The sequence below is a fragment of the Streptomyces sp. NPDC048420 genome (genome assembly GCF_040651535.1).
Classification (GTDB): domain Bacteria; phylum Actinomycetota; class Actinomycetes; order Streptomycetales; family Streptomycetaceae; genus Streptomyces.
The window spans coordinates 343981-365759 of the sequence record NZ_JBEZKG010000007.1 but is presented as its reverse complement, the minus strand read 5'-3'; the positions used below and the strand labels follow the sequence as shown (position 1 = coordinate 365759).

The 21779-nt window shown below is 70.4% G+C and carries 16 protein-coding genes; 4 read left to right on the top strand and 12 right to left on the bottom strand.

Annotation, left to right across the window (positions count from 1 at the left end; genetic code table 11):
* Positions 1-92 precede the first annotated feature (92 nt).
* The 10 genes from AB0D34_RS15185 to AB0D34_RS15140 form a co-directional block, all read right to left on the bottom strand.
* Positions 93-689 (bottom strand): hypothetical protein, encoded by a 597-nt coding sequence (locus AB0D34_RS15185; protein WP_362661561.1) that lies wholly within the window; start codon positions 687-689, stop codon positions 93-95.
* The gene (locus AB0D34_RS15180; protein ID WP_362661560.1) at positions 655-1488 is read right to left on the bottom strand and encodes an FkbM family methyltransferase; all 834 of its coding nucleotides are present in this window, start codon (positions 1486-1488) and stop codon (positions 655-657) included. The genes AB0D34_RS15185 and AB0D34_RS15180 overlap by 35 nt, the downstream gene beginning before the upstream one ends.
* Positions 1485-1694: a Trm112 family protein gene (locus AB0D34_RS15175; protein ID WP_362661558.1), complete on the bottom strand. Its 210-nt coding sequence runs from the start codon at positions 1692-1694 to the stop codon at positions 1485-1487. Before AB0D34_RS15175 ends, AB0D34_RS15180 begins: the two co-directional genes overlap by 4 nt.
* Positions 1691-2596, bottom strand: coding sequence for a hypothetical protein (locus AB0D34_RS15170; RefSeq protein WP_362661657.1), 906 nt, complete (start codon positions 2594-2596; stop codon positions 1691-1693). The genes AB0D34_RS15175 and AB0D34_RS15170 overlap by 4 nt, the downstream gene beginning before the upstream one ends.
* A gap of 24 nt (positions 2597-2620) precedes the next feature.
* The gene (locus AB0D34_RS15165) at positions 2621-3358 is read right to left on the bottom strand and encodes a class I SAM-dependent methyltransferase (protein ID WP_362661556.1); all 738 of its coding nucleotides are present in this window, start codon (positions 3356-3358) and stop codon (positions 2621-2623) included.
* On the bottom strand, positions 3355-4722 hold the full coding sequence (locus AB0D34_RS15160) for a condensation protein (RefSeq protein WP_362661555.1): 1368 nt from the start codon (positions 4720-4722) through the stop codon (positions 3355-3357). Before AB0D34_RS15160 ends, AB0D34_RS15165 begins: the two co-directional genes overlap by 4 nt.
* Positions 4719-8915, bottom strand: a complete 4197-nt coding sequence (locus tag AB0D34_RS15155; RefSeq protein WP_362661553.1) for an alpha-(1->3)-arabinofuranosyltransferase family protein — start codon at positions 8913-8915, stop codon at positions 4719-4721. Before AB0D34_RS15155 ends, AB0D34_RS15160 begins: the two co-directional genes overlap by 4 nt.
* Complete coding sequence (locus AB0D34_RS15150) at positions 8912-9664, bottom strand: class I SAM-dependent methyltransferase (RefSeq protein ID WP_362661551.1); 753 nt, start codon at positions 9662-9664, stop codon at positions 8912-8914. Before AB0D34_RS15150 ends, AB0D34_RS15155 begins: the two co-directional genes overlap by 4 nt.
* A 53-nt stretch (positions 9665-9717) precedes the next feature.
* On the bottom strand, positions 9718-10896 hold the full coding sequence (locus AB0D34_RS15145) for a glycosyltransferase family 4 protein (RefSeq protein ID WP_362661549.1): 1179 nt from the start codon (positions 10894-10896) through the stop codon (positions 9718-9720).
* A 193-nt stretch (positions 10897-11089) separates the two neighbouring features.
* Complete coding sequence (locus tag AB0D34_RS15140; RefSeq protein ID WP_362661547.1) at positions 11090-12079, bottom strand: DUF3068 domain-containing protein; 990 nt, start codon at positions 12077-12079, stop codon at positions 11090-11092.
* Between the two features lie 221 nt (positions 12080-12300).
* On the opposite strand from AB0D34_RS15140, the gene AB0D34_RS15135 reads away from it, so the two are divergent.
* The gene (locus AB0D34_RS15135; RefSeq protein WP_362661545.1) at positions 12301-12453 is read left to right on the top strand and encodes a hypothetical protein; all 153 of its coding nucleotides are present in this window, start codon (positions 12301-12303) and stop codon (positions 12451-12453) included.
* Positions 12454-12456: 3 nt separating this feature from the next.
* Positions 12457-13680, top strand: a complete 1224-nt coding sequence (locus tag AB0D34_RS15130; protein ID WP_362661544.1) for a helix-turn-helix domain-containing protein — start codon at positions 12457-12459, stop codon at positions 13678-13680.
* 15 nt (positions 13681-13695) lie between these two features.
* Here the strand turns inward: AB0D34_RS15130 and AB0D34_RS15125 are convergent, their stop codons facing one another.
* The gene (locus AB0D34_RS15125) at positions 13696-15081 is read right to left on the bottom strand and encodes a hypothetical protein (RefSeq protein WP_362661542.1); all 1386 of its coding nucleotides are present in this window, start codon (positions 15079-15081) and stop codon (positions 13696-13698) included.
* Complete coding sequence (locus tag AB0D34_RS15120; RefSeq protein ID WP_362661540.1) at positions 15062-19948, bottom strand: tetratricopeptide repeat protein; 4887 nt, start codon at positions 19946-19948, stop codon at positions 15062-15064. Before AB0D34_RS15120 ends, AB0D34_RS15125 begins: the two co-directional genes overlap by 20 nt.
* 210 nt (positions 19949-20158) lie before the next feature.
* On the opposite strand from AB0D34_RS15120, the gene AB0D34_RS15115 reads away from it, so the two are divergent.
* Both AB0D34_RS15115 and AB0D34_RS15110 read left to right on the top strand, forming a co-directional pair.
* A complete protein-coding gene (locus AB0D34_RS15115) occupies positions 20159-20932 on the top strand; it encodes an IclR family transcriptional regulator (protein ID WP_362661538.1) in 774 nt (257 codons plus the stop codon).
* Positions 20929-21777 carry an SMP-30/gluconolactonase/LRE family protein gene (locus AB0D34_RS15110; RefSeq protein ID WP_362661536.1) on the top strand — a complete coding sequence of 283 codons (849 nt, stop codon included), beginning with the start codon at positions 20929-20931 and terminating at the stop codon, positions 21775-21777. The genes AB0D34_RS15115 and AB0D34_RS15110 overlap by 4 nt, the downstream gene beginning before the upstream one ends.
* Positions 21778-21779: the final 2 nt, after the last annotated feature.

The window sequence follows — 21779 nt, the reverse complement described above, 5'->3', positions numbered from 1 at the left end:
GGCCGACCCGGCACGAGGGAGCCGTGGACCGGCCACTCTCGCGGGGACGCGGCGCCGGTCTGCCGGGCGACCTGACGCACCCCCTGGGGCGATCACCGCACGCTCATCCGCTGCAGCAACCCCCACGTGAACTCGGCGACCACCTCCCGCCGTACCCCCTGCTCGTCCGGCGCCGTGAAGGACAGGCCCCAGCGGGTCGGGGCCGTGCCCTCCAGGGGGCGGGCCGGGGCGAAGGCGTGGGCCGCCTCGTCGACCGTGCAGGACCAGGGGGTGAGGTCGGCGAGGGTGCGCAGGGTGGGGGCGGGGGCGTCGGGGGCGCGGATCAGCCACTCGTTCCAGACCGCGCCGGTCGGGGAGAGGAGCACCTCGAAGCGCAGGTCGGGCCAGAGCGGAACGGGCCAGAGCAGGGCCTCGCACTCCAGGTCGCCGACCTTGCGGACCAGGACGGATTCCGGGGTGCCGAGGACGGAGCGATAGCGGGAGGCGGCGGCGCGGGCCCGGGGCGAGCGGACCATCGCCTGCCACCGCTTGTTGGCCTCCCGCATGTCCGCGATCGAGACGCCCAGCGTGTGCCGGGCGTCCTCCACCAGGCCGGGATTGTGGTCGGCCATGCGGCGCAGCAGGACCAGCTGGAAGTCATGGACGGTGAAAGGACTAGCCGGGGGCTTTCCGGAGGGCATGCCCCCCATCGTCCCCCACCGCACTGACACCGGGGCGGCGGCCGTCGGGCAGGAAGAGCACCGAGTTGATGTACCGCGGGCGGTGGCGGAACGGCAGGACGCGGCGCAGCAGCCCCTGGGTGACGACGTACGACGCCGTCGCCTGGTGCGCCTCCAGCGGGAAGCCCGCCAACGGGACCCAGGCGGCACGGGGCAGCACCCAGCCGCTGTAGCCGAGGAGGGCGAGGTAGGTGACCACAGGCGCGATCGGCTGGATCCTGGACTCCAGCTCGACGAAGAGCGCCGGCCGGTCCCGGGTCAGAAGTCCCGTCGCCCCGCGCAGCACCGCCAGCTCACTGCCGTCCACGTCGATCTTGATGAAACCGACGTCCCGCAGCCCCAGTTCGTCCAGCGTGACGCAGCGGACGTTCAGCCAGTGGCCGTGGATGTCGCGCCGGACCAGCGAGGACACACCCCGGTCACCGGCGTCGTCCGGCGGCAGCCACAGCTGGGCCACGCCCTGCCGGTCCGCGGCGGCGGCCTCCACGACCTCGACGTTGGCCGGGGCCGCCGCGTCGAGCAGCCGCGCCAGATGGGGCACCGGCTCCACGGCCACCACCCGCCGCGCCCGACCGGCCAGCCGCCGGGTCCACGGCCCGTACCAGCCGCCGACGTCCACCGCCGTCCCGCAGTCCGCCGGGCACAGGTCGGCGAGGCGGGCCAACTCGGGCTCGAAGCGCGGATAGACGGCCCGGGCCGCGGCCGCGACCAGGCGGGTGGGCAGATGGGGGGCCAGTCTCGCCGCCCAGGTACGAGCCGGTCCGGTCATGGAGTCATCCGTTTCAGGAGATCTTCGTGCTCGTCGTCCGTCACCTGCTCGCCGGAGGCCGGCAGCAACTGCGGGATGCCGTCGACGATCGGATAACGGCGCCGCAGCCGCGGGTTGTACAGGGCCTCGTCCGGCGGTACGAGGTGCAGGGGCCCCTTGTCGAGCGGGCAGGCCAGGATCCGCAGCAGCGGGTCGTCGGGGTTCATGGGGGCGTCAACTCCTTGGCACCGATGGGGGGCTGGGGTGCCGGATCGTGCTTGGGCATGGTCAGCAGTACGGAGACGGCGAGCACCGTGCCCGCGAGGCGCAGCGCGAGCCGCAGCGGGTCGTGGGGCAGGGACTCGCCGAACGAGAGCGTGCCGAGCACCGCCGTGTACAGGCAGGTCACCGTCGTGCACACCGGCACGATCAGCGAGGCCCGGCAGCGTTGCAGTGCCGCCTGCGACATCACCAGGCCGAAGGCTCCGGTGAACAACAGGAGATACGGATAGGGAGACCTCAGGAGTTCAAGTACCGCTCCACCGAATCCAGTTGACGACAGGAAGCTCGACACGCCCTTGATCGCCAGCGAGCTGACGCCGTACAGCAGGCCCACCGCCACGCCGTACTCGACGCCGGTCGTCGGCATCCGGTGCCGGTGCCTCGCGCGCCGCTCGGCGGACCCGTACAGCCACACGCCCGCTGCCAGCGACGGCACGCACACCAGCAGGATCAGCTGGTAGGGGGCGTCCCGGCTGACCTGGTCCGAACCCTCCTTCAGCGACAGCACGACCATCAGCAGCGCGGCGAGAATGGCCCCCAGCGCGTACCGCTCCCGCCCGCTCGTCTCCTCGCCCAGCAGCCGCGCCGACAGCAGCACGAGCAGCACCAGGCCGGAGACGAAGATGCCCTGCGCGGCCGCGATCGGCAGCGTCCGGTAGACCGCGAGCTGTGCCGCGAACCCGGCCGCCAGCGAGAGCGAGCCGCCGATCCACAGCGGACTTCTGAGCACCAGCCCGAGCAGCCGCGCCGGTTGACGGATCGTCACCTCCGGCAGCGCGCTCAACGCCCGCTTCTCCAGCACGAATCCGACGCTGTACAGGGTGTTCGCCAACAGGGCCGCCGCCACTCCCCACCACACGGTCCACGCTCCCTAGGTCTTTCGCGCGTGCAGCAGCAGGATCGACGCGAGGGACGGTCTCGCACACGCCAGCCGGTCCAGTGCGCGCAGCGGCCGCGGCACTCCGTGGAACGGGGCCCCTTCCAGCCGTACGACCTCGAAGCCGGCCGCCGCGACGAACTCCCGCAGCGCACGCGCCGTGTACAGCCGCAGATGCCCTACGACCTCCCGGCCCGGCCTGCCGTGGATCGCCCGCAGGCTCACCTCCGAGAACACCGGCTGGACCCCGGCCAGCAGCAGTCCGCGGTTGTACCAGGCGGCCAGGTTCGGTGTGGACAGCATGAGATGACCTCCGGGGCGCAGGATGCGGCGGATCTCGTCGAGCGCGGAGTCCGGGTCGACGAGATGCTCGACGACCTCGCTGAACAGCACGGCGTCGACGGAGCCGTCCTTGAACGGCAGCCCGACACCGGTCAGTTCGCCCCGGACGGCGTACGGCAGCCGGGTGCGGGCGCGGCGGAGGGCGTCCTGGGACCAGTCGACGCCGACGATCCGGTGACCGGTGAGGAACGGGGCCGCGGTGGCGGCCGCGGTGCCGTCGCCGCAGCCGATGTCGAGGACGGTGCGGGGAGCTGCCGCGTCGGTTCCGAGTGCCCTGGCCAGCATGCGGGCTTGGCGCAGGGAGCGGGGGGTGCCGGAGGCGACGGGGACGGCGGGGTTCTCGTAGAAGTCTCTGAGGCCGCCTCGGCGCGGAGGCGCGGTCGTGTTCACGGGGCCACCTCCGTGGTGTGCAGGTAGTGCTCGAAGAGGTCCCGCAGATGGGCGCCGTCGCCATGGCTGAGCAGCGCCCGCGACCAGCGCAGGGCCAGGTGCAGCCGGCCCACGGTCGAGGCGGTCGTGACCGTGAGGCCGCGGGGCATCCTGGCGGGCGCCGAGAACCACACCGCGTGCGCGCGGCCGGCCTCCTCGCCGAAGTCCAGCGGGTAGGGGACCCGGCCGATGTTGCTGAGCAGGGTGGTGGAGGTCCAGGGGGCCGCCGCCTTGCGGAGGCCACGGGTGAGTGCCGCGCGCCAGGTCACCGGGGTGACCGGGGCGGTGAGCAGGCTCGCGCCGTGGCCGAGTTGGGGGCGGGGGAGGGATTTGAGGGCACGTGTGCGGGCCGCCGTGCGGCGCAGGAACTCGGGCATGTCGTCTTCGTCGGTCGTCAACTCGGCCGGTGAGAAGGGGACTTCCACCAGGCGGGTGCCGTTTCCTATCGGCATCGTGGTGTCCCTCGGGCGGTCGTCGACGGGCATGGTGATGCGGAGGGGGCGGGGGGCTTCTCCGTGTTCTCTGTTCCAGTGGGCGATCGTCAGGGCGGTGGCGACCATGAGCTGGTCGTTGACCGTGTAGGGGGAGCCCTTGGGGCGTTGGGGGAGGGGGAGTTCGGTGACGAGGAGGCCGTTGCCGGGGGAGGGTTCCGGGGTGCCTTGCGCTACGCGGGCGGGGCGGGTCCAAGTGGACGGGGTGTTTTCCTGGGGTGCTGGGGGGCCTTGGGTGCGGGTGGGGGGCGCGGCGGGGGAGTTGTCCTTGCCGCCGTAGATTTCGGCCGCCGTGGCGAGGATCCGTAGGCAGGCGGGGCCGTCCAGGGCTGTGTGGTTCATGGTGACGAAGAGGACGGTTGTGTTGCGGGTGCGGGGCGGTGGGGGCTGGTCGCGCAGTTCCCCGCGCCCCTTGAAAGGTGGGTGCAGGCCGACCAAGTCTGTGGCTTCGCTGCCCTCTGCCGGACCCGCTCCTTCCACCACCTCCAGTCGTATCGGTGGGGACAGTGACAGCGGTGGTGCCTCCGTCAGGGCCCTTGTCCTCGCGTCCCGCAGTGCGTTGCGGCCCGGCGCCGGGAAGCTCACCACCTCCACGTCCGGTTCCTCCGTCAGCTCCCACTCGTAGCGGCGGCGGTACCAGCCCCCGGGGGCCTCCCTCATCAGGATCCGGGGATGCCTGCGCAGGGCCTCCAGGAACGCCTTCCGGAGCCGGGCCTGATCCAGTCGCCCCGGCAGATGCACCTCGATGTGGACCGTCTCCGGTTCCTCCTCCTGGAGGCAGTGGCGGGACACCTCGTCCACGACCGGGAACGGGATCCGTGCGGGAGTCGTCATGCCGGTTCGTCCCTTCCCTTTTCCACCGGGGCCGACGGGAGTTGCTGGGTGGGTGCCTCGGAGTCGGGTGGTGTCTCCGGTTCCCGCACACTCACCAGTGCCGCGAACAGCCCGATCAGGGCGAGCAGTTGGGCCGCGTGACCGAACGCGCCCTCCGCCGCGCCCACCGGCTCACCCGCGCCCGTCGCCGCGGCGATCCCCGCTCCCGCCAACGCCACGAAGGCGATCGGCACCAGGAGGTCGTGGCGCCGGTGCGCGAGCAGTGCCAGCGCCGGGACCAGCAGGGCGAACCATCCCGCGATCACCGCGCCCACCAGCGTGAGCGCCACCAGCCCGAGCCACAGCCCCGGCGCCGGAGGCACCCGTTGCGGCTCGTCGGGGTTCGGGGAGCGGCGGCGCCACAGCACCAGGCCGACCAGCACCGCGAGCGCGACCCCGCTGCCGATCAGTGCGCCGTCGTACGTCGTGGCGGGTTCGTACGACAGCTTCACCGTGCCGCCCGCGCCGGCGGGGATCCGCCAGCCCTGTTGCCAGCCGTCCAGCCGCAGCGGGGACAGCGACTTCCCGTTCAACGTGGCCTTCCAGCCGTCGTTGTAGTTCTCGTACGTGGTGAGGTACGAGGCCGCGCCCGAACCGACGGTCACCTCGCGCTTGTCGCCCAGCCAGTCGTCTATCCGCAACTCCCGGGTGAGGGAGGTCGGTTCGGCGACCGTGCCGCGGGTCAGCGTGATGTCGGTGAGGGCGAGTGGGCCCGCGTCGCCGCCCTCGACGACATGTTCACCGGCATTCAGCGACAACTTCGCCTCGGAGCGCCCTCTCTGGCAGAGCGTCACCGACAGGGCGCGGCGATCCGTCAGATCGCGGACCAGGCCCGAGACGCCCGTCTGGTACAGCTTTCCGTCGACCGCCATCGTCGGCCCCTGTCCGCACGGCAGGGAGAACTTCCGGGTGGCCTTCGGCTGCGGGGTCCGGTACTGGTCGAGGACCGGGATGTACGCCTCGGTGAGCCCCACCGGGAGCTGGAGGTCCTCGTCGGCGACCGGGTTGTGCAGGGTCAGCGGGGCCGTCTCGGTGATCGTGATGTCGAGACGGTCGGTGGTGATGGGCGGGAAGCGCACCGCGCCGTTCTCGTCGACACCGGCGATGGCGGCACCGTCCGGCGAGGTGATGTCCACCTCGGTGGGGCGGGTGGACAGGCCGCCCGCGGCGGCCAACACCACTTCTCCCACCGGCTGTTTGCCGTTCCAGCTCAGATGGATGGTCGGGCGGTCGCCCGCGATCCAGGCCGTCGTGAGGTCGCCGTCGGTGAGGTTGCGGGCGGACAGACCCGTGCCGAGGGTGGCCGTGGAGTCGGCGGTGGCGGTGATGCGGTTGCGCTGGTCGGGGGCGACCTCGTACAGCATCCGGTCGAGTTCCTCGCCGGTCACCGGCACCGCGCTCGCCTTGATCGAGTACGTTCCCGCGGTCGCCGTGTCGAAGCGCCGGTGCAGGCCCGCCTCGGTGCCGGTCGGGGAGATCCCGGCCGGGTCGGGAACCCGGTGCAGGGAGACGACCTCGGCCGGGGCGTCCGAGGTGTCCGCGTCGGTCGGCAGCCGCAGCAGCCTCGTCACCTGTACGTCCGGAAGGGCGATCTCGGAGAACCCGGCACCGGCGAGACCGGTCCGCCGGGCCACCGAGTCGGTGATCGTCAGCTTCATCCAGGCCGTCGCCCCGGGCGGGGACTTGATGCTCTGCGTCGATCCGTCGGCCCGCAGGAAGCTGGTGCGCGACCCCCGTTCCGTCTCCACCCGCACCTTCGTCGCCGCCGACCGCACGCTCTCCTGCGGCAACGGCGTCACCTTGAACGACGAGGGCATGTCGTACGCGGGATCCGAGAAGCCGATCCGCAGCCACTGCCCGTCCGGCGAGCCCGCGACGCCCTCCGCCCAGGCGGTGTCCGGGTTGCCGTCGAAGGCGTTCACCGGGTCGAACTGGGGGAGGTGGAACAGCCAGCTGCCGTACGACGACGCCGTCACCGACCGGGCGCCGCGCAGTTCGGCCACCGTCTGGTGGTCCTGGCCCTTCGTCGGCAGGATCTGGTGCGGTTTCTCACCGGCGTCCTGGGCGGCCCCGGAGGCGTTGCGCTCGTCGCTGGTGTACGTGTACGACGTGTTCGCGTTGACGAGTCCGAACCGGGTGTCGGCGCGCCGCAGTCCGTCGCCGGCGATCTGGAGCGGCGGGGTGCCGAGCCCGGGATGGTTGTCGCCGGTCAACACCGTTGCCCGGCCGCGCAGTTCGGTGGCCAGCGGCAGCAGGGACTCGGGGCCGCCGGAGACCTGGGCGGTGTCGGCGACCGGCAGCAGGCCGGCCTGCCCGGGCCGCGGCACGTCCGAGGACTCCACCGGCCGGAAGATCTCCACCGCCCGCTGCCTCGGGTACAGCCCCTCGATCTGGAGCGGGGTGTCGTGTGCGATCTTCCCGCCCGTCATGAGGGGCCCGAGGCCCGTCACCCGCTCGTAGCCGGACTGTTCGAGGGCCCGCTTGACGACCGAGGACGACACGGTGCCGATCTGGTCCGGGTCGAGGTCGTTGCGGACGACGACGTAGTAGACCCCGGCCCTGCTCAGGTAGTCGGCCAGGCCCGGGATCTCGCCGCCCGTCATCAGCGCCTGCTCGACCGCGTCCGTCATACGCCGGTTGCCGGGGGTGCCGAAGGGGACGTAGTCCCGTTGCGCCCAGCGGGACTCGGCGAGCACGTCGAGGGGCTGGTCGATGGGGGAGCCCCAGGTGTAGATGCCGTGCGCGGTGGCGGGGACGACGAGGGCGCGGGAGTCGGGGGAGTACTTCTCCAGCCAGTCGGCCGTGGTGTGCCAGTACCTGGGGAGCTGCTGGAAGGAACCCGGGTTCAGGATCGAGCCGTTGAGATACGGCCACATCAGCCCGGGGAGGATCAGGACGGCCGCGATCAGTGGGGCGTACCGGCGGCCCTTGATCTCTCTCGCCCCGCGCGGCTCGGTGGCCACGCCCACCAGATGGGCGAGGCCCAGCACCAGGGCGAGCGCCAGGCCCGGCTGAAACTTGTAGATGTTGCGGAAGGGGGCGAGGCCGCCGTTCAGCCAGTCCTGCACCAGCCCGTGGAAGGGGGCACCGAACGCGCCCCCGTACCCCGCGAGCAGCACCAGGACGGCCGTCAGCGCGGTCAGCACCAGCCATCGCCGCTCCGGCATGTCCCGCCGCGCGAGGCCCGCGAGACCGAGCCCGGCCGCGAACGCCGAGCAGATGATGACGACCACCGAGGAGGCCACGGTCCAGCCGGCCGGCAGCCACGCCTCCGTCAGATGCAGATAGGCGACCCAGTTCCCGCCCCCGCGCAGGGCCTCCGTCGCCGACATCGTCTCGGTCGTGGTCCGCGCGCTCTCGACGTACGGCAGGAAGTTCTCGCCGTAGAGGCCGAGCAGCAGCAGCGGGATCACCCACCAGGCGGTCGCCAGGACCAACCCCGGCACCCACCAGACGATCAGCTTGCGCTGCCGGGGCCCGGGTGGCCGGGAGAGCAGATACAGCCCGACGGGCAGCAGACACGCGAGCGTGGAGGACGCGTTGACCCCGCCCATGAACGGGACGACCAGCGCCGAACGCAGGGCGGCGATCCGGGCGCTGTAGCGCTCGTCGGTCAGCGGAAGCAGCACCCAGGGCAGGAAGGCGCCGGGCAGCGCGGCGGCGGAGGTCGAGCCGATGACGATGGTGAAGGTCGGCCACAGCGCGTAGGCGACGGCGGCCAGCAGCCTTCCCGATCCGTTGCCGATACGCAGCCGCTCGGCCAGCCGGAGCGCACCCCAGAAGGCCACCGACACGATCAGCGACAGCCACAGCCGCTCCACCAGCCACACCGGCAACTGGAGGGTGTGGCCCAGCCAGTAGAACGGCAGCATCGGCCACAGATAGCCGACGTACTGGTCCTGGATCCCGCCGAAGGACCCCTGGTCGTGCCACAACTGCCCCAGATCGGCGAGGAACCGCCCGGGGTCCGTGGTGACACCCAGCTTGGTGTCGAAGGTCTGCCTGCCGGGGTGCACCGCCAGGAACAGCACGAACACCACGGCCCAGAACCCCAGCAGCCAGCCCCGCGACCTCGGACCCTCCGGCGGGCCCGACATGATCGCGGTGCTGGGGGCGGCCGCCGGAGGAGGGGCCTGGACCGTGGACGTCGTCATGGTGGACACCGCCGGAGAATGAGGAGGAGGTTCCAGGTGGCGACCTCGCGGAGCCCCGGAGCCCGTACGACGGTCTCCGCGAGGAAGGGCCAGTAGCGGGAGCGCGCCGAGACGACCGTGACGTCGTCCCGGGCACGCACCTGCCGCAGGGTCGGGCCGATGTGCACGGCGAACAGGTTCTCGCCGAGGGTGTGCTTGGCGGCCTTTCCGGTACGGCGCCGATAGCGGGCCCGTGCCCGCTCGGCCCCCAGGTAGTGCCAGGGTGCCCACTCGTGACCGCCCCACGGGGACAGCCAGTTGGTGAACGACACGTAGATCAGCCCACCGGGCCGGGTGACCCGGATGAGCTCACTGAGGAAGATCTCCGGATCGGCCACGTGCTCAAGGACGTTGGAGGAGAAGGTGACGTCCGCGGAGGCGTCCCGCAGGGGGAGCAGGTAGCCGTCGGCGATCACGGTGGAGTCGGGGGGCTTCTCTCCCAGTTCGGTGGGATCGGGCTCGAAGAGGAAGGCGTCGGCGCCCCGTCTGCGGAACTCCTCGGTGAAGTACCCGCTGCCTCCGCCGACGTCGACGACGGTGCGGCCGGCGACGGGGCCGTCGTAGGCCTCGACCTGGTCGGCGGCGTCGCGGGCGAGCAGTGCGTAGCAGGCTTCGGGGTCGTCCTGCTCGTGGCGAAAGGCACGGAGGAGACTCAGGGAACGTCGAAACGAGGGGTCCTTGAGTGTCTGGGGGCGCGGGGCAGTGCTCAATTTGCGGCTACCGCCGCGTGCGCGCGACCAGCCACGACGCACCTGAGGCCGCCTCACGGCCCCCAGCCCCTCACCGCCTCGGCGGCAACAGCCCGGAACTGTCTGACAGTCCGATGCCAGCGATACCGAGCCGCCCGATCCCGAGCAGCCTTGCCCATCAACTCCCGCCGATGCGAAGACAGAGCCAGCGTGCACCAGGCGGCAGCGAACGAGGACTCACCCTGCGCAAGAACCCCGGTTTCCCCGTCCACGACGGAATCCCGCAGCCCAGGCACATCAAAGGCGATGGTCGGCGTCTCCCGGGTCGCGGCCTCGGTGACGACCAGCCCCCACCCCTCCACGGCCGAGGGATGAAGCAGCAGCCACGCCTCGCACAACAGCCGATGCTTCTCGGCCTCGGAGACATGCCCGGCGAACTCCACGCCAGGCCCGGCGAGTTGCTCCAGACGGCCCCTCTCGGGCCCGTCACCGACGATCACCAGGCGACCGCCGGTCACCGGCCGTACCCGCTCCCAGAGCCTCAGCAGCAGATCGACCCGCTTGTACTCGACCAGCCGGCCCACGGCCACGAACAACGGTTCCGGCGAGCGCCGGACGAGCGGCTCCGGCTCCTCGACGCCGTTGTGCACGACCCGGATACGGTCTCTCTCGACACCGATCGCCCGCAGCGCATGAGCCGTCGACGGAGACACGGCGACCAGCAGACTCCGGTGCCGGGTGGCGCCCGCCAGGGCCCAGTGTTCGAGTCTTCGGCCGATCCGGGCGGCCGGGGCCAGCGGCCCGCCGAACCGCATCTTCCACAGGTCGGTGTGCACGTGGTTGACCAGGCACAGGGTGGGGCCGCGGTGCCACAGGGGCGCGAGGTACGGCATGCCGTTGCACACCTCGACCAGCAGGTCGGTCTCGCCGACCTGGCGGGCGAAGGCCGTACGGGCGCGGAGGTAGTGGCCGAACTCGCCGCCCGCCGACACGACCCGGTAGTCCCGGTAGGAGGCGGGCCCGCCGCACAGCAGGGTCACCTGGTGGCCGAGCCGGGTCAGTCCGTCGGCGAGCCGGTCGACGAGGAGCTCGGAGCCGCCGGCGGCCGGGTTGTCGAGGTCACGATGGGCGAGAAAAACGATTCGGCGTGGTGGTGGGGGGAGCGCCGAAAGGTGGTGCGGGGTGTGCGATGAGGGTTGCCGCTGCGACGCCTGGGGAGGCGTGTGCAGCGGGTGGGGCACGTGCTGGGGCATGGGTGCTCCAACTCGTCTCAGGGTGCGGAACTCAGCGGTGGGTTTCAGGCTGGTTGTGGGGGGACTGAGCGCTTCCTAGGAGGAGGGTGTGGACGGGTTGTGCTCGGGTGGGGTGGCACAGTTTTCGCCCACCCGTTCGCCGTGGCTACTCACGCAGGTGACAATTTCCGGCGTTATTAGAGCTGACGTCCAGTCACATCGTGAGAACAGGCTGGGGCGTACTGTCCATATCGGTGGACTCGGGGCGCCTGCGTCCCCGTACCACCAAAACGCCCCCCACGGCCGTCAGCACGAATCCGGCCACAGCCGCCCCGACCGGCAACGTCTCGCCCACCGCGCGCAGCTGTCCGCTGTCCCGCTTCGCCAGCCGCACGGCCTCCTTCTGCGTCGCGGTGGTGAACGCGATCTTCTGGCTGTCCAGCAGGACCACGGCGTCCTTCTTCGCGCCGGGGGCCCGCAGGGTGCGCTTGGGGGCCACCTGTGCGTAGACGACCCGGCCGGTGCGCTGGTCGACGACCAGTTCGATGCCGTGGTTGGAGTACCACTCCTCGGCCAGCACCTGCGGCCGGTCGGGTTCGTCCACGATCGTGCCCGGCACGAGCCGTGTCCCGGTCCGCGTGGGGGCGACCGTGCCGGTGAACCGGTAACCCGTGTACCCCTGAACCTTCTTCGTACCCTGGTAACGCAAAGTCACTGTCGAACCCAGGGAGTTGTCCCACCACTGGTAGGAGCGTCGCTGCACGTCGAAGGGGAACTTCAGGTAGGCCTCACCCTCGATGTACGGCTTCTCGCCGCAGCAGTGCACCGGCCTGGTGGTCTTCCGGTCCATGACCCACCGGTGCGGGACGAACTCCAGCGCGTCGTGCGGGTCGGCGGCCGGCAGCGTCTTGTCGGTGTCGACGGTGGTGGTGACGTCCCACACCGCGGCCCGGCCGCTGCGCTCACTGTCCTCGACGTCTCCGCGCACCCGCTGGGTGACGGTGATCCGCTGATCGGGAACCGTCTCCAGCTCCTCGGTGTCGAAGACGCTGCCCGTCCCGCGGTAGACGGCGGTCTGGTCGATGTCGATCGGATTCACGGCCGCCCGCGGTGCCACGTACCAGGCGAGCAGCGGCGCCAGTACCAGCAGAAACGTGCCGAGTCCCAGCAGAATCAGGGAGATTGGAGAGGCTGTACGGCGCATCCGGACACTCCTGGGGCGTGAGATGACGGAGTTCGGGCCGCTCTATGGGCCGGAGACCGTAGGCGTTCGTAGACGGAGTGTCAATGTCTTGACGGGGCATCAGTGTCGTGTCGAGACTGGGCCGACAGGCAGGGTGGGTACCGGGCCGGGTCCTCATGGATTCCGGGTCCCGGGTGGGGACGTGCGCCGGACCGAAGCCGCTCAGAGAGGCTGCCCCTGCGATGTCCAGACTGCTCGCCGCCGCACTGACCGTCGTGGCCGCCGCATTGCTCGCCCTCGGTGCCGCGCTCGGCATCGTCGCGCTGCTGGAGGCGACGCCCGAGCAGCCCAACACCCCCTTGATCACCTACGAGCAAGCGGACCAGGGGAGTTGACCCGTGGCCGCCCGCCCGGCAGCCGTGAACTCCCGCTCGGCCTGGCATGACGTCCCCCGTCTCCAGGTCCGCCGGTTCGCGGCCATCGCCATGTCCGAGGCGCCGGCCCTCGCGGAGGAGATCCTGCGCGAGATCCGCCGCGAGTACCCCCATCTGCCGGTCGTCCTGGACGAGTCCGGCGAACCGATGGCCCTGGTCGGCATCCGCCGCGCGATCGAGGTCTTCGTCCAGCACCTGGAGACGGCGGAGGGCCGCCCCACGGTCCCCCCGGGCGTCTTCCAGGAGTTCGGCAGAGGCGAGGGCCTGAACGGCCGCAGCCTGGATTCCCTCCAGGCGATCTACCGCATGGGCGTACGGCTGGCCTGGCGCCGTTTCGCCGACATCGGCCAGCGGGTGGAGATCCCGCCGCCGGCGATGTACGAGCTGGTCGACGCGGGTTACGAGTACCTGGACGGCCTGGTCGACCAGTCGGTCCGAGGCTATGCGGAGGCGGCGGCTCGCCAGGCGGGCGAACGCCTTCGCCTCCAACGCCGCCTGATGGAGTTACTGCTGGCCGAACGCCACCGGGGCGACCCGGCGGACGCGCTGACGGAGCGCGCGGCCCGGATCGGCTGGCCCCTGCCGAAGAAGGTGGCGGTCGGCGTCCTGCTCCGCCCGGCCCGGGAGGCGGTGCCCCCCGCAGTGGGCCAGGGAGTCCTCCTGGACATGGACTACGAACAGCCCCGCATGGTCGTACCGGAACCGGACGCGGCGGGCCGCCCCGAACTCCTGCACCGGGCCCTGACCGGCTGGGCGGGCGCGATCGGCCCCCCGGTCCCGCTGCCCGACGCGGCGAAGTCACTGCGCTGGGCCGAGGCGGCCGTACACCTGATGGAACGCGACCTGCTCCCCGCCGGTGACGTCCTCTACTGCACGGAACACACCGAGGCGCTGGTCCTGCTCCAGCCGGAGGAACTGATAGACGACCTGGCCCTCCGCTGCCTGGCCCCCTTGCGCCACTGCGGCCCCACCCACGGCCGCCGCCTCGCGGAAACCCTGCTGGCCTGGCTGGAGACCCGGGGCGGGGCACCGGAGGTGGCGGCCCGCCTGGGAGTCCACCCCCAGACGGTCCGCTACCGCCTCCGCCAGATCCGCGAACTGTGGGGCGACGAGATCGACGATCCCGACCGGCGCTTCGAACTGGAGCTGGTGTTGCGGGCTCGGCGGTTGCGGGGGGAGCTGGCGTGATGAGGGCTCGGCGGATCACTCCCAGACGAGCGTGTCGCTGCTGACGGGCGCGATACGGGCGGCGGGGGACGCTCCGACGGCGTCGACGCTGTAGGCGCCGGGAGCAAGCTCCTCGAAGACGGCTTCCACGGGGTCCGCGCCGATCGTGACGACACGGGCCTGTTCGAGTCGCCCGGCTTCGTCGGAGACGGTGAGCCGTACGGTCGCACGCGTTCCGCCGACCGAGGAGATCGTGACCGTCAAGTCCTCGTCCGCAGTGATCAGTTCTGGGACATGCACACGCAGGTCCGTGGTCTCCGAGGCGCGTACGACGATGTCGGCGGCGGTGAGGATGCCTTCGAGTTCATCGAGGGCGGCGGGATTGCGATGCAGGTTTCCGTGCTGGTCGGGGATGCGGCGGAGGGTGTTGCTGGCCATGGGGACGTCGGAGCGGGACGCGCCGACGATGGGGACGGTGCCGTCGCCGAAGAGGTTCCGGGTCTCGTAGGTGGGGTGGAGAGTCACGCCGTCCGTCGTGACCTTCGCGGTGGTCGGGGTGTTCTGGTGAATGCCCACGAGGGCGTGGGTGGCGGTGAGGGAGGCGGGGCGCGCTGCTTCGGCATCGCGGAGTTGGGTGTGGAAGCGCATGGCGTCGGTTGTCTGCTTGTGGTCCAGATCCGGGATGTCGATCTCGGTGGTCTTGGCGAGGGGGCCCGAGGTCTCCACGCAGGCGTACTCCGGGAGCAGTTGGTGCAGCGAGGGAAGGCTTCGGGCAAAGGCGGTGAGATCCACACCGAGCGGGCCGATACCCCGTCGTACCCCGTTGACCAGTTGCTCCAGTGCCTTCGCTGCGCCGCGGTACGGCGTGCCGAAGGTGATCAGTTTGCGAGTGATCTCGGCGCCACCGCACTGCTCGATGTACCAGCGGGCCACCAGTCCCCCCATGGAGTGGCAGACGAAGACGAGTTCAGCGTCGGAGTAGGGGCCGCCCTGGGCACGCCAGCGTTCGAGGGCCGGCTCTACGAGGGTGGCGAGGTGGCGGCCGTTCCAGCGGTTGGACAGGCGCCAGTCGTAGGGGACGGGGAGAAGATTGCCGGCGGGTGCGTCGGGAGTGTTCGCACTTTCGCGGTATCCCAGGGAGCGCAGGCGTTCCAGGAGAAGGTCGTAGCCCTTGACCGGGGTCCAGATACCGGGGAGCACATGGAGGTCCGGCATGAGGGCGACGGGGTGGACGCCGTCGGCCGGGTGCTCGTCCCTGATGCCTTCGGGGAGTTGCAGGCGGGTGAGGGAGCGGCCGAAGGTCTTCACGGCGTTGAGCAGGGCGCCCGCTGAGGGGGACCAGACCAGGCCGTCGGGGCTGCGGAGGGTGCTGCCCATGATGCCGGGGAGGACGACTACCAGGTCAGTCGGGGAGTGGGGCATCGTGCTCCTCGGGTTGCGCGGCGGACAGTCGTTCGGTGAGACGGGAGATGAGGGTGAGGGCGGCGGGGTGGTGGCGGGCGATGTCCGCGAGGTCGGCTATCCAGGCGGGGACGGCTTCGGGGAGGCGGTCGCAGGCGGAGGCCAGGAGGGTGTCGGCGTAGTCCAGGTCGTTGTCGATGGCCGCGGCGAGGGCGAGGTGGTATTCGGCGGTGGCTACGAGGGCGTCGTCTGTGGCTGCGGTCAGGGCGAGAATCGCGATCGCTTCCAGTGCGGGGCTTTGGGGGCTACGGGCTGACTCGCTGAGCAGGGCGCGGAACTTGGCGGGAGCGTCGAGGGCGTCGAGCGCGGAGTGTTGTGCGTTGAGTTGTGCGAGTGTGAGGAGGGCGTTCGCCCGGTAGCCCCTTCGAGAGATTTCTGGGTCGTCGTCGGAGGTGTAGCGGGCCACCGCCTGGCGTGTGCTGTCGTCCAGCAGATCGACGTGACGGCTTTCGAGGAGAGTGCGCTGGACGCCTGGCTCGGCTGTGACGAACTCGCTCGCGAGGATCGTGTTCAACAGAGGACGGTAGGCCGCTTCGACGCCGGTGCTCCGGGCCTGTTGGCGCAGGTCTCGATAGCGATCGGCTACTTCCTGCCCGAGGCCGAGCAGAGCTTCGTCCACGGCGTTGTCGGCTTCTGGCGAGAGCAGTTCGGGGTGTGTTGCGAGATGGTCCTGTTCGGCCTCATAGGACTCGGTGTCGATCCAGGCCGCTGCCTGCGCGAGCAGCTCGGGGTCGACCGTCAGCCAGGCAGGTGGTTCTTTGCCGGTGAGTCGGAGCCAAGCGCTGTCGAACCCTTCGTGGTCGACCGCTCGGTGTCGACGGCCATCTGAGTGCAGGACGTCCGCCAGATCGAAGTCCGGGGCCGTGGCGGCTATCTGCTCGACGTCGACAAGCCATGCGATTGCGGCCGGGTTGCCAGGCATTGCATTGACCGAGCGTGACAGGAGAAGGAATGCGGCATCGTCCGGCGTGACCTGGGTGAGCACGGTTGTCCATGCTTCTTCGGTTGGTCGTCCGAGCTCGCTGTAATAGTTGCCGAGGTTGTTGAGGGCGTTGGCGAGGTCGGGGAGGTGGGCGGGGTTTTCTTCGGCCAGGACCCGTCGTAGGCGGACGGCTTCTTGGGTGGGGGGCAGGGCGTCGGTTGGTCGTCCGAGCTCGCTGTAGCGGATGCCGAGGTTGTTGAGGGCGCTGGCGAGGTTGGGGAGGTGGGCGGGGTTTTCTTCGGCCAGGGTCCGCCACATGTCGAGGGCTTCCTCGGCGAGGGGCAGGGCGTCGGTTGGTCGTCCGAGCTCGCTGTAGCGGATGCTGAGGTTGTTGAGGGCGCTGGCGAGGCTGGGGAGGTGGGCGGGGTTTTCTTCGGCCAGGGTCCGCCACATGTCGAGGGCTTCTTGGGTGGGGGGCAGGGCGTCGGTTGGTCGTCCGAGGTCGCTGTAGCGGACGCCGAGGTTGTTGAGGGCGTTGGCGAGGCTGGGGAGGTGGGCGGGGTTTTCTTCGGCCAGGACCCGTCGTAGGCGGACGGCTTCTTGGGTGGGGGGCAGGGCGTCGGTTGGTCGTCCGAGGTGGCTGTAGCGGTTGCCGAGGTTGTTGAGGGCGTTGGCGAGGTTGGGGAGGTGGGCGGGGTTTTCTTCGGCCAGGGTCCGCCACATGTCGAGGGCTTCTTGGGTGGGGGGCAGGGCGTCGGTTGGTCGTCCGAGCTCGCTGTAGTTGGCACCGAGGTTGTTGAGGGCGCCGGCGAGGTCGGGGAGGTGGGCGGGGTTTTCTTCGGCCAGGACCCGTCGTAGGCGGACGGCTTCTTGGGTGGCGGGCAGGGCGTCGGCTGGTCGTCCGAGGTCGCTGTAGCGGACGCCGAGGTTGTTGAGGGCGCCGGCGAGGTCGGGGAGGTGGGCGGGGTTTTCTTCGGCCAGGACCCGTCGTAGGCGGACGGCTTCTTGGGTGGGGGGCAGGGCGTCGGCTGGTCGTCCGAGGTTGCTGAAACGGACGCCGAGGTTGTTGAGGGCGTTGGCGAAGCTGGGGAGGTGGGCGGGGTTTTCTTCGGCCAGGGTCCGCCACATGTCGACGGCTTCCTCGGTGGGGGGCAGGGCGTCGGTTGGTCGTCCGAGGTCGCTGTAGCAGATACCGAGGTTGTTGAGGGCGCCGGCGAGGTCGGGGAGGTGGGCGGGGTCTTCCTCGGCCAGGACCCGCCACAAGTCGAGGGCCTCTTGGGTGGGGGGCAAGGCGTTGGTCAGTCGTCCGAGGTCGCTGTAGCGGTTGCCGAGGTTGTTGAGGGCGTTGGCGAAGCTGGGGAGGTGGGCGGGGTTTTCTTCGGCCAGGACCCGCCACAAGTCGACGGCTTCCTCGGTGGGGGGCAGGGCGTCGGTTGGTCGTCCGAGCTCGCTGTAGCGGACGCCGAGGTTGTTGAGGGCGTTGGCGAAGCTGGGGAGGTGGGCGGGGTTTTCTTCGGCCAGGGTCCGCCACATGTCGACGGCTTCCTCTGTGGGGGGCAGGGCGTCAGTTGGTCGTCCGACGTCGCTGTAGCTGGAGCCGAGGTTGTTGAGGGCGTTGGCGAAGCTGGGGAGGTGGGCGGGGTTTTCCTCGGCCAGAGCCCGCCACAAGTCGACGGCTTCCTCGGCGTGAGGCAGTGCCTCCACCATGAGCCCCCAGTACTGCAACCGATCACCGATGGACGTCGCAGCCATTCCGACGTCAGGCAGCAGAGCAGCAGTCTCCCCCGCCAACGAGCGCAACAAGGCAAGGCCCGCCGGCCCGGCATCCGCAGCGTGACGCCAGCCGTAGAACCACAAATAGGAGGAACTCTTCGCCGAGATACCCGCATCGAGCCGTGCTCGATACCTGCGCAACAGCGCTTGGGACACAGCCAACGCATCTGGATTGAACGGCAGTTCACGTGATCCTCGATACACCGGACGCAGATGATCAGCGAGACTTTGATGAGCCATCCGATAGACCGCGATCCCGTCCTCGCCGTCCTGCACGATGTGACGTCCCAACTGGCCGAGGGCCCAGATGATGTGCTCCCGGGTCACCTCGACACCCTCCGGAGCCTCCGCGTTGGCGACGACGAGCCACTCCTCCTCAGGGAGTCCAGCACCGAATCCCCATGTCAGGGCATGCAGAATCACCCTTGCCAGATCCGCAGGCGACGGACTCTCAGCAGCTTCTCCGCCCGGCGCCGGGAGAACCCCGAAGAGATCCGAGTCGAGCGCGTGCTCTACAGAACGGCTGACCGCGTCCCCCCATCCCTTCGCCGAAGTGTCCACCGGAGCCGTGGACAACTGGTCCGCCACCAACCGGGCAAGAAGGAACGTCTGCTGCGCACCGATGGAGTCCCGCCCGAGGAGATGGCCGGCGATCGCCTCAGGGTCCATGAGGGAGTCGATGTCGCGCAGCCGCAGCCGCAGGTAGTCGGTCAGGTCCTCCCTGCCCCGCTCTCGCCTACTGGCATCGTCAAGGTCAATCCCGGCCCCTTCGGGCGCCAACGTCCGCAGCAACGAGGCCCCTTCGTCCCCGCGCTGCATCTCCCGCGTGGACACGATCACCACGGCATACGCAGCCAGCCGCGTCAGCAACTCATCCGCGACCTTGAAGGCCTGGCCCCGCGCCTCGTCCAGCCCGTCGACGACGAGCACCGGCGGGGGAGCCCCGTCCTCAACCGCCCGCTGGATCTCCCCCACCAACTCGCTCGCGTTACGCCGGGCATCCTGAGCGGCCAGCACTCCCCGCTGCACCAACTGCCCCGCAAGCTGATCGGCCGCCAGATCTGCCGTCAGTCCCCGGGCATGCACATGAGCCGAAACGGACCGCTCCTCCGGCAGTTCATGGCTCCACGGATGTCCGTCAGAAAGCAGCCGCTCCCGTTCCTCGGGGTGGGACAGGCTGACGACCCGCCCCAGGATCGCCGACTTGCCGGTCCCCGCCGAGCCGGTCACCACGTACACCCCGGGGCGCCGCTCCCGAACCCATTGCACGACCGTGTTCACTTCCGCCGTGCGCCCCGTGAACCACGTCTGCTCGTCCAACTCCGCACCGCTGCGCGCGGCCCGCAGCAGATGTTCGACCACCTGTTCCGGTGCGCCCGCCCGGTACAGCGGATTGGGAAACATCCACCACGCACTTCCCCTGGACCGGAAATCCGGCGACTGCGTCCCGCCGCCCCACTCCTTCAGTACGGCATCGCAGACGTCGTCGCCCCGTACGTACTGGTTGTGTGCGGACCAGCGCACCTGAAGCTCGGGCATGTCCGGCCCCGACTCGAGGACCTTGCGCAGGCGCTGTCCGAACAGGCCGTCCCGCGCGGTTTCGAGCGACAGGCAGGAGGTGACGACACCCACCCACACCTGGCCCGCTTCCTGGGTCTCCCGCATGATCTGCGTGGCCAGATCCTCGGCCGAGATCGCGTCCCCCGAGAAGCAGGTGTCGAATACGAACAGCAGCTGGTTCGCACCGGACAGCGCGCACGGCGCGACGATGTCCGCCACGGCCAGCCCGTCATCCGCGTCGGCGCCGCTGTTCTTGGCCAGCAGCCGCAGTCCTCCTGCCGCCGGCAACCCATGCCCGCTCCACACCATGACCAGCGGCCCGTCCGTCGGGCTGGAGCCGGCTTCCGTCTGCTGAGACCGCTTGAGCGACTTCAGGAAGGCCCGAGCCTCTTCCTCCGTCGGGTTCTTGAGCAGCTTCCGGGTGAAGGAGCCGCCGAGCAGTTCGGACAGCGCCACCACGTCGTCGACGGCGTACTTGAGCGGCTTGTGCATCCCCGCCGTGTAGTCGCCGACCCCGATACCGGCCAGACGCCCGTTGATCATCCCCGTGTGCCCCGTTCCCCCGATTCGCATGCGACGCAATGTGACGTGTCGCACACGAATACAGTAGTACCGACAGCTCCCGCCCGTGCTCTTCCTGCGGAAACGGGCCGGATGCGGAGTTCATGAACCGCACGCCCATTGCCTGAGGAAACAGCCTGTCGTTAGCCTGTGTTCGTTATGCCGATCGTCTGTTGAAATTTCGAACGCAGACGCCTTAGACGTAAAGGGAGGGGGCCGGTTGTGGGACGCCTCGTACCTGCCGTGACCCGGGCTCTCGACATTCTCGAGCTCTTCCTCGACGGGGACGGGACGCTCTCCGCCCCCGACATCGTGCGCAGGCTGCAGCTGCCACGCACCACCGTGCATGAGCTGGTGACCACTCTCGCCGCCCGGTCGTACATCGTCCAGGTCCCCGGCCAGCCGGGACGCTACCGGCTCGGGGTTCGGCCGTACCAGCTGGGCAGCCGGTACGCCGAGCAGCTCGACCTCGCTGCCGAGGGGCAGCAGGTCGCCCGGTCCGTCGCCGAGACCTGTGACGAGACCGTGCACGTGGCGATCCTGGAGGGCACCGACGTCATCTACATCGCCAAGGTCGACTCGACGCACGCGGTGCGGATGGTGTCGGCCGCCGGTCGGCGACTGCCCGCGCACTGCACGTCCGTCGGCAAGATGCTCCTCGCCTCCCTCCCCGAGCCGCAGCTCGCCTCCCGTATCCCGGAGGACGGCTCGCTCGTCGCCATGACGCCCAACAGCATCACCGACCCGACCGCCCTGCGCGAGGCCCTCGACGAGATCCGGCAGCGCGGTGTCGCCGTCGAGAACCGGGAGTCCAACCCGGACGTCTCCTGCGTGGCCGCGCCGGTCCGCGACCGCACCGGGCAGGTCGTCGCCGCGCTCTCCATCTCCGTGCCGATGATCCGCTGGAGCGAGGACCGCCGCGGCGAACTGGAGCAGCTCGCCGCCAAGGGCGCCGCCGAACTCTCCGAGCGCCTCGGTCACCGGAGCGTGAGATGACCCGCCTCTCGAAGTACGAGGTCGCCGTACGGGCCGAGGCCACCCTCGGGGAGGGGCCTACCTGGGACGGTGACCGGCTCCTGTGGATCGACATCCTCGGGGCCCGGCTGCACAGCTACGACCCCGTCTCCGGCCATCGCACGGTCCGTGTCCTCGACCAGCACATCGGTGCCGTCAAGCCGCGCACCGGCGGCGGGCTCGTCCTCAACCTGCGGGACGGCGTGGCCGTACTGGACCCGGACGACACCTTCCGCTGGCTGCACCACGAGCCGGTCCCCGGCCGCCGCGCCAATGACGCCGCCGTCGCCCCCGACGGCTCACTGTGGGCCGGCACCATGCGCTACGACGAGGCCCCGGGCGGCGGCACCCTGTCCCGGATCACCGGTGACGGGACGCACCACACCGTCCTCGACGATGTCGCCGTCAGCAACGGCACGGGCTGGAGCCCGGACGGGCGGCTCATGTACTACATCGACTCGCCCACCCGGCGCGTCGACGTCTTCGACCACGACGACGGCCACCTCGAAAACCGCCGGACCTTCGTAGGGATCGAGGACGGCGCCGGGTTCCCCGACGGCCTCACGGTCGACGCCGACGGGTGTGTCTGGGTCGCCCTCTGGGACGGGGGAGCCGTACGGCGTTACACCCCCGACGGCACCCTCGACCGGGTGATCACCCTCCCGACCCCGCGCGTCACCGCCTGCGCGTTCGGCGGTCCGGACCTCACCGACCTGTACATCACCACGGCCCGGGTGGGCCTGGACGCACCGCATCCGGTGGCGGGCTCGCTGCTGGTGGTGCCGGGTGCGGGGAAGGGGGTACGGCAGCCGTCGTTCGCGGGGTGAGC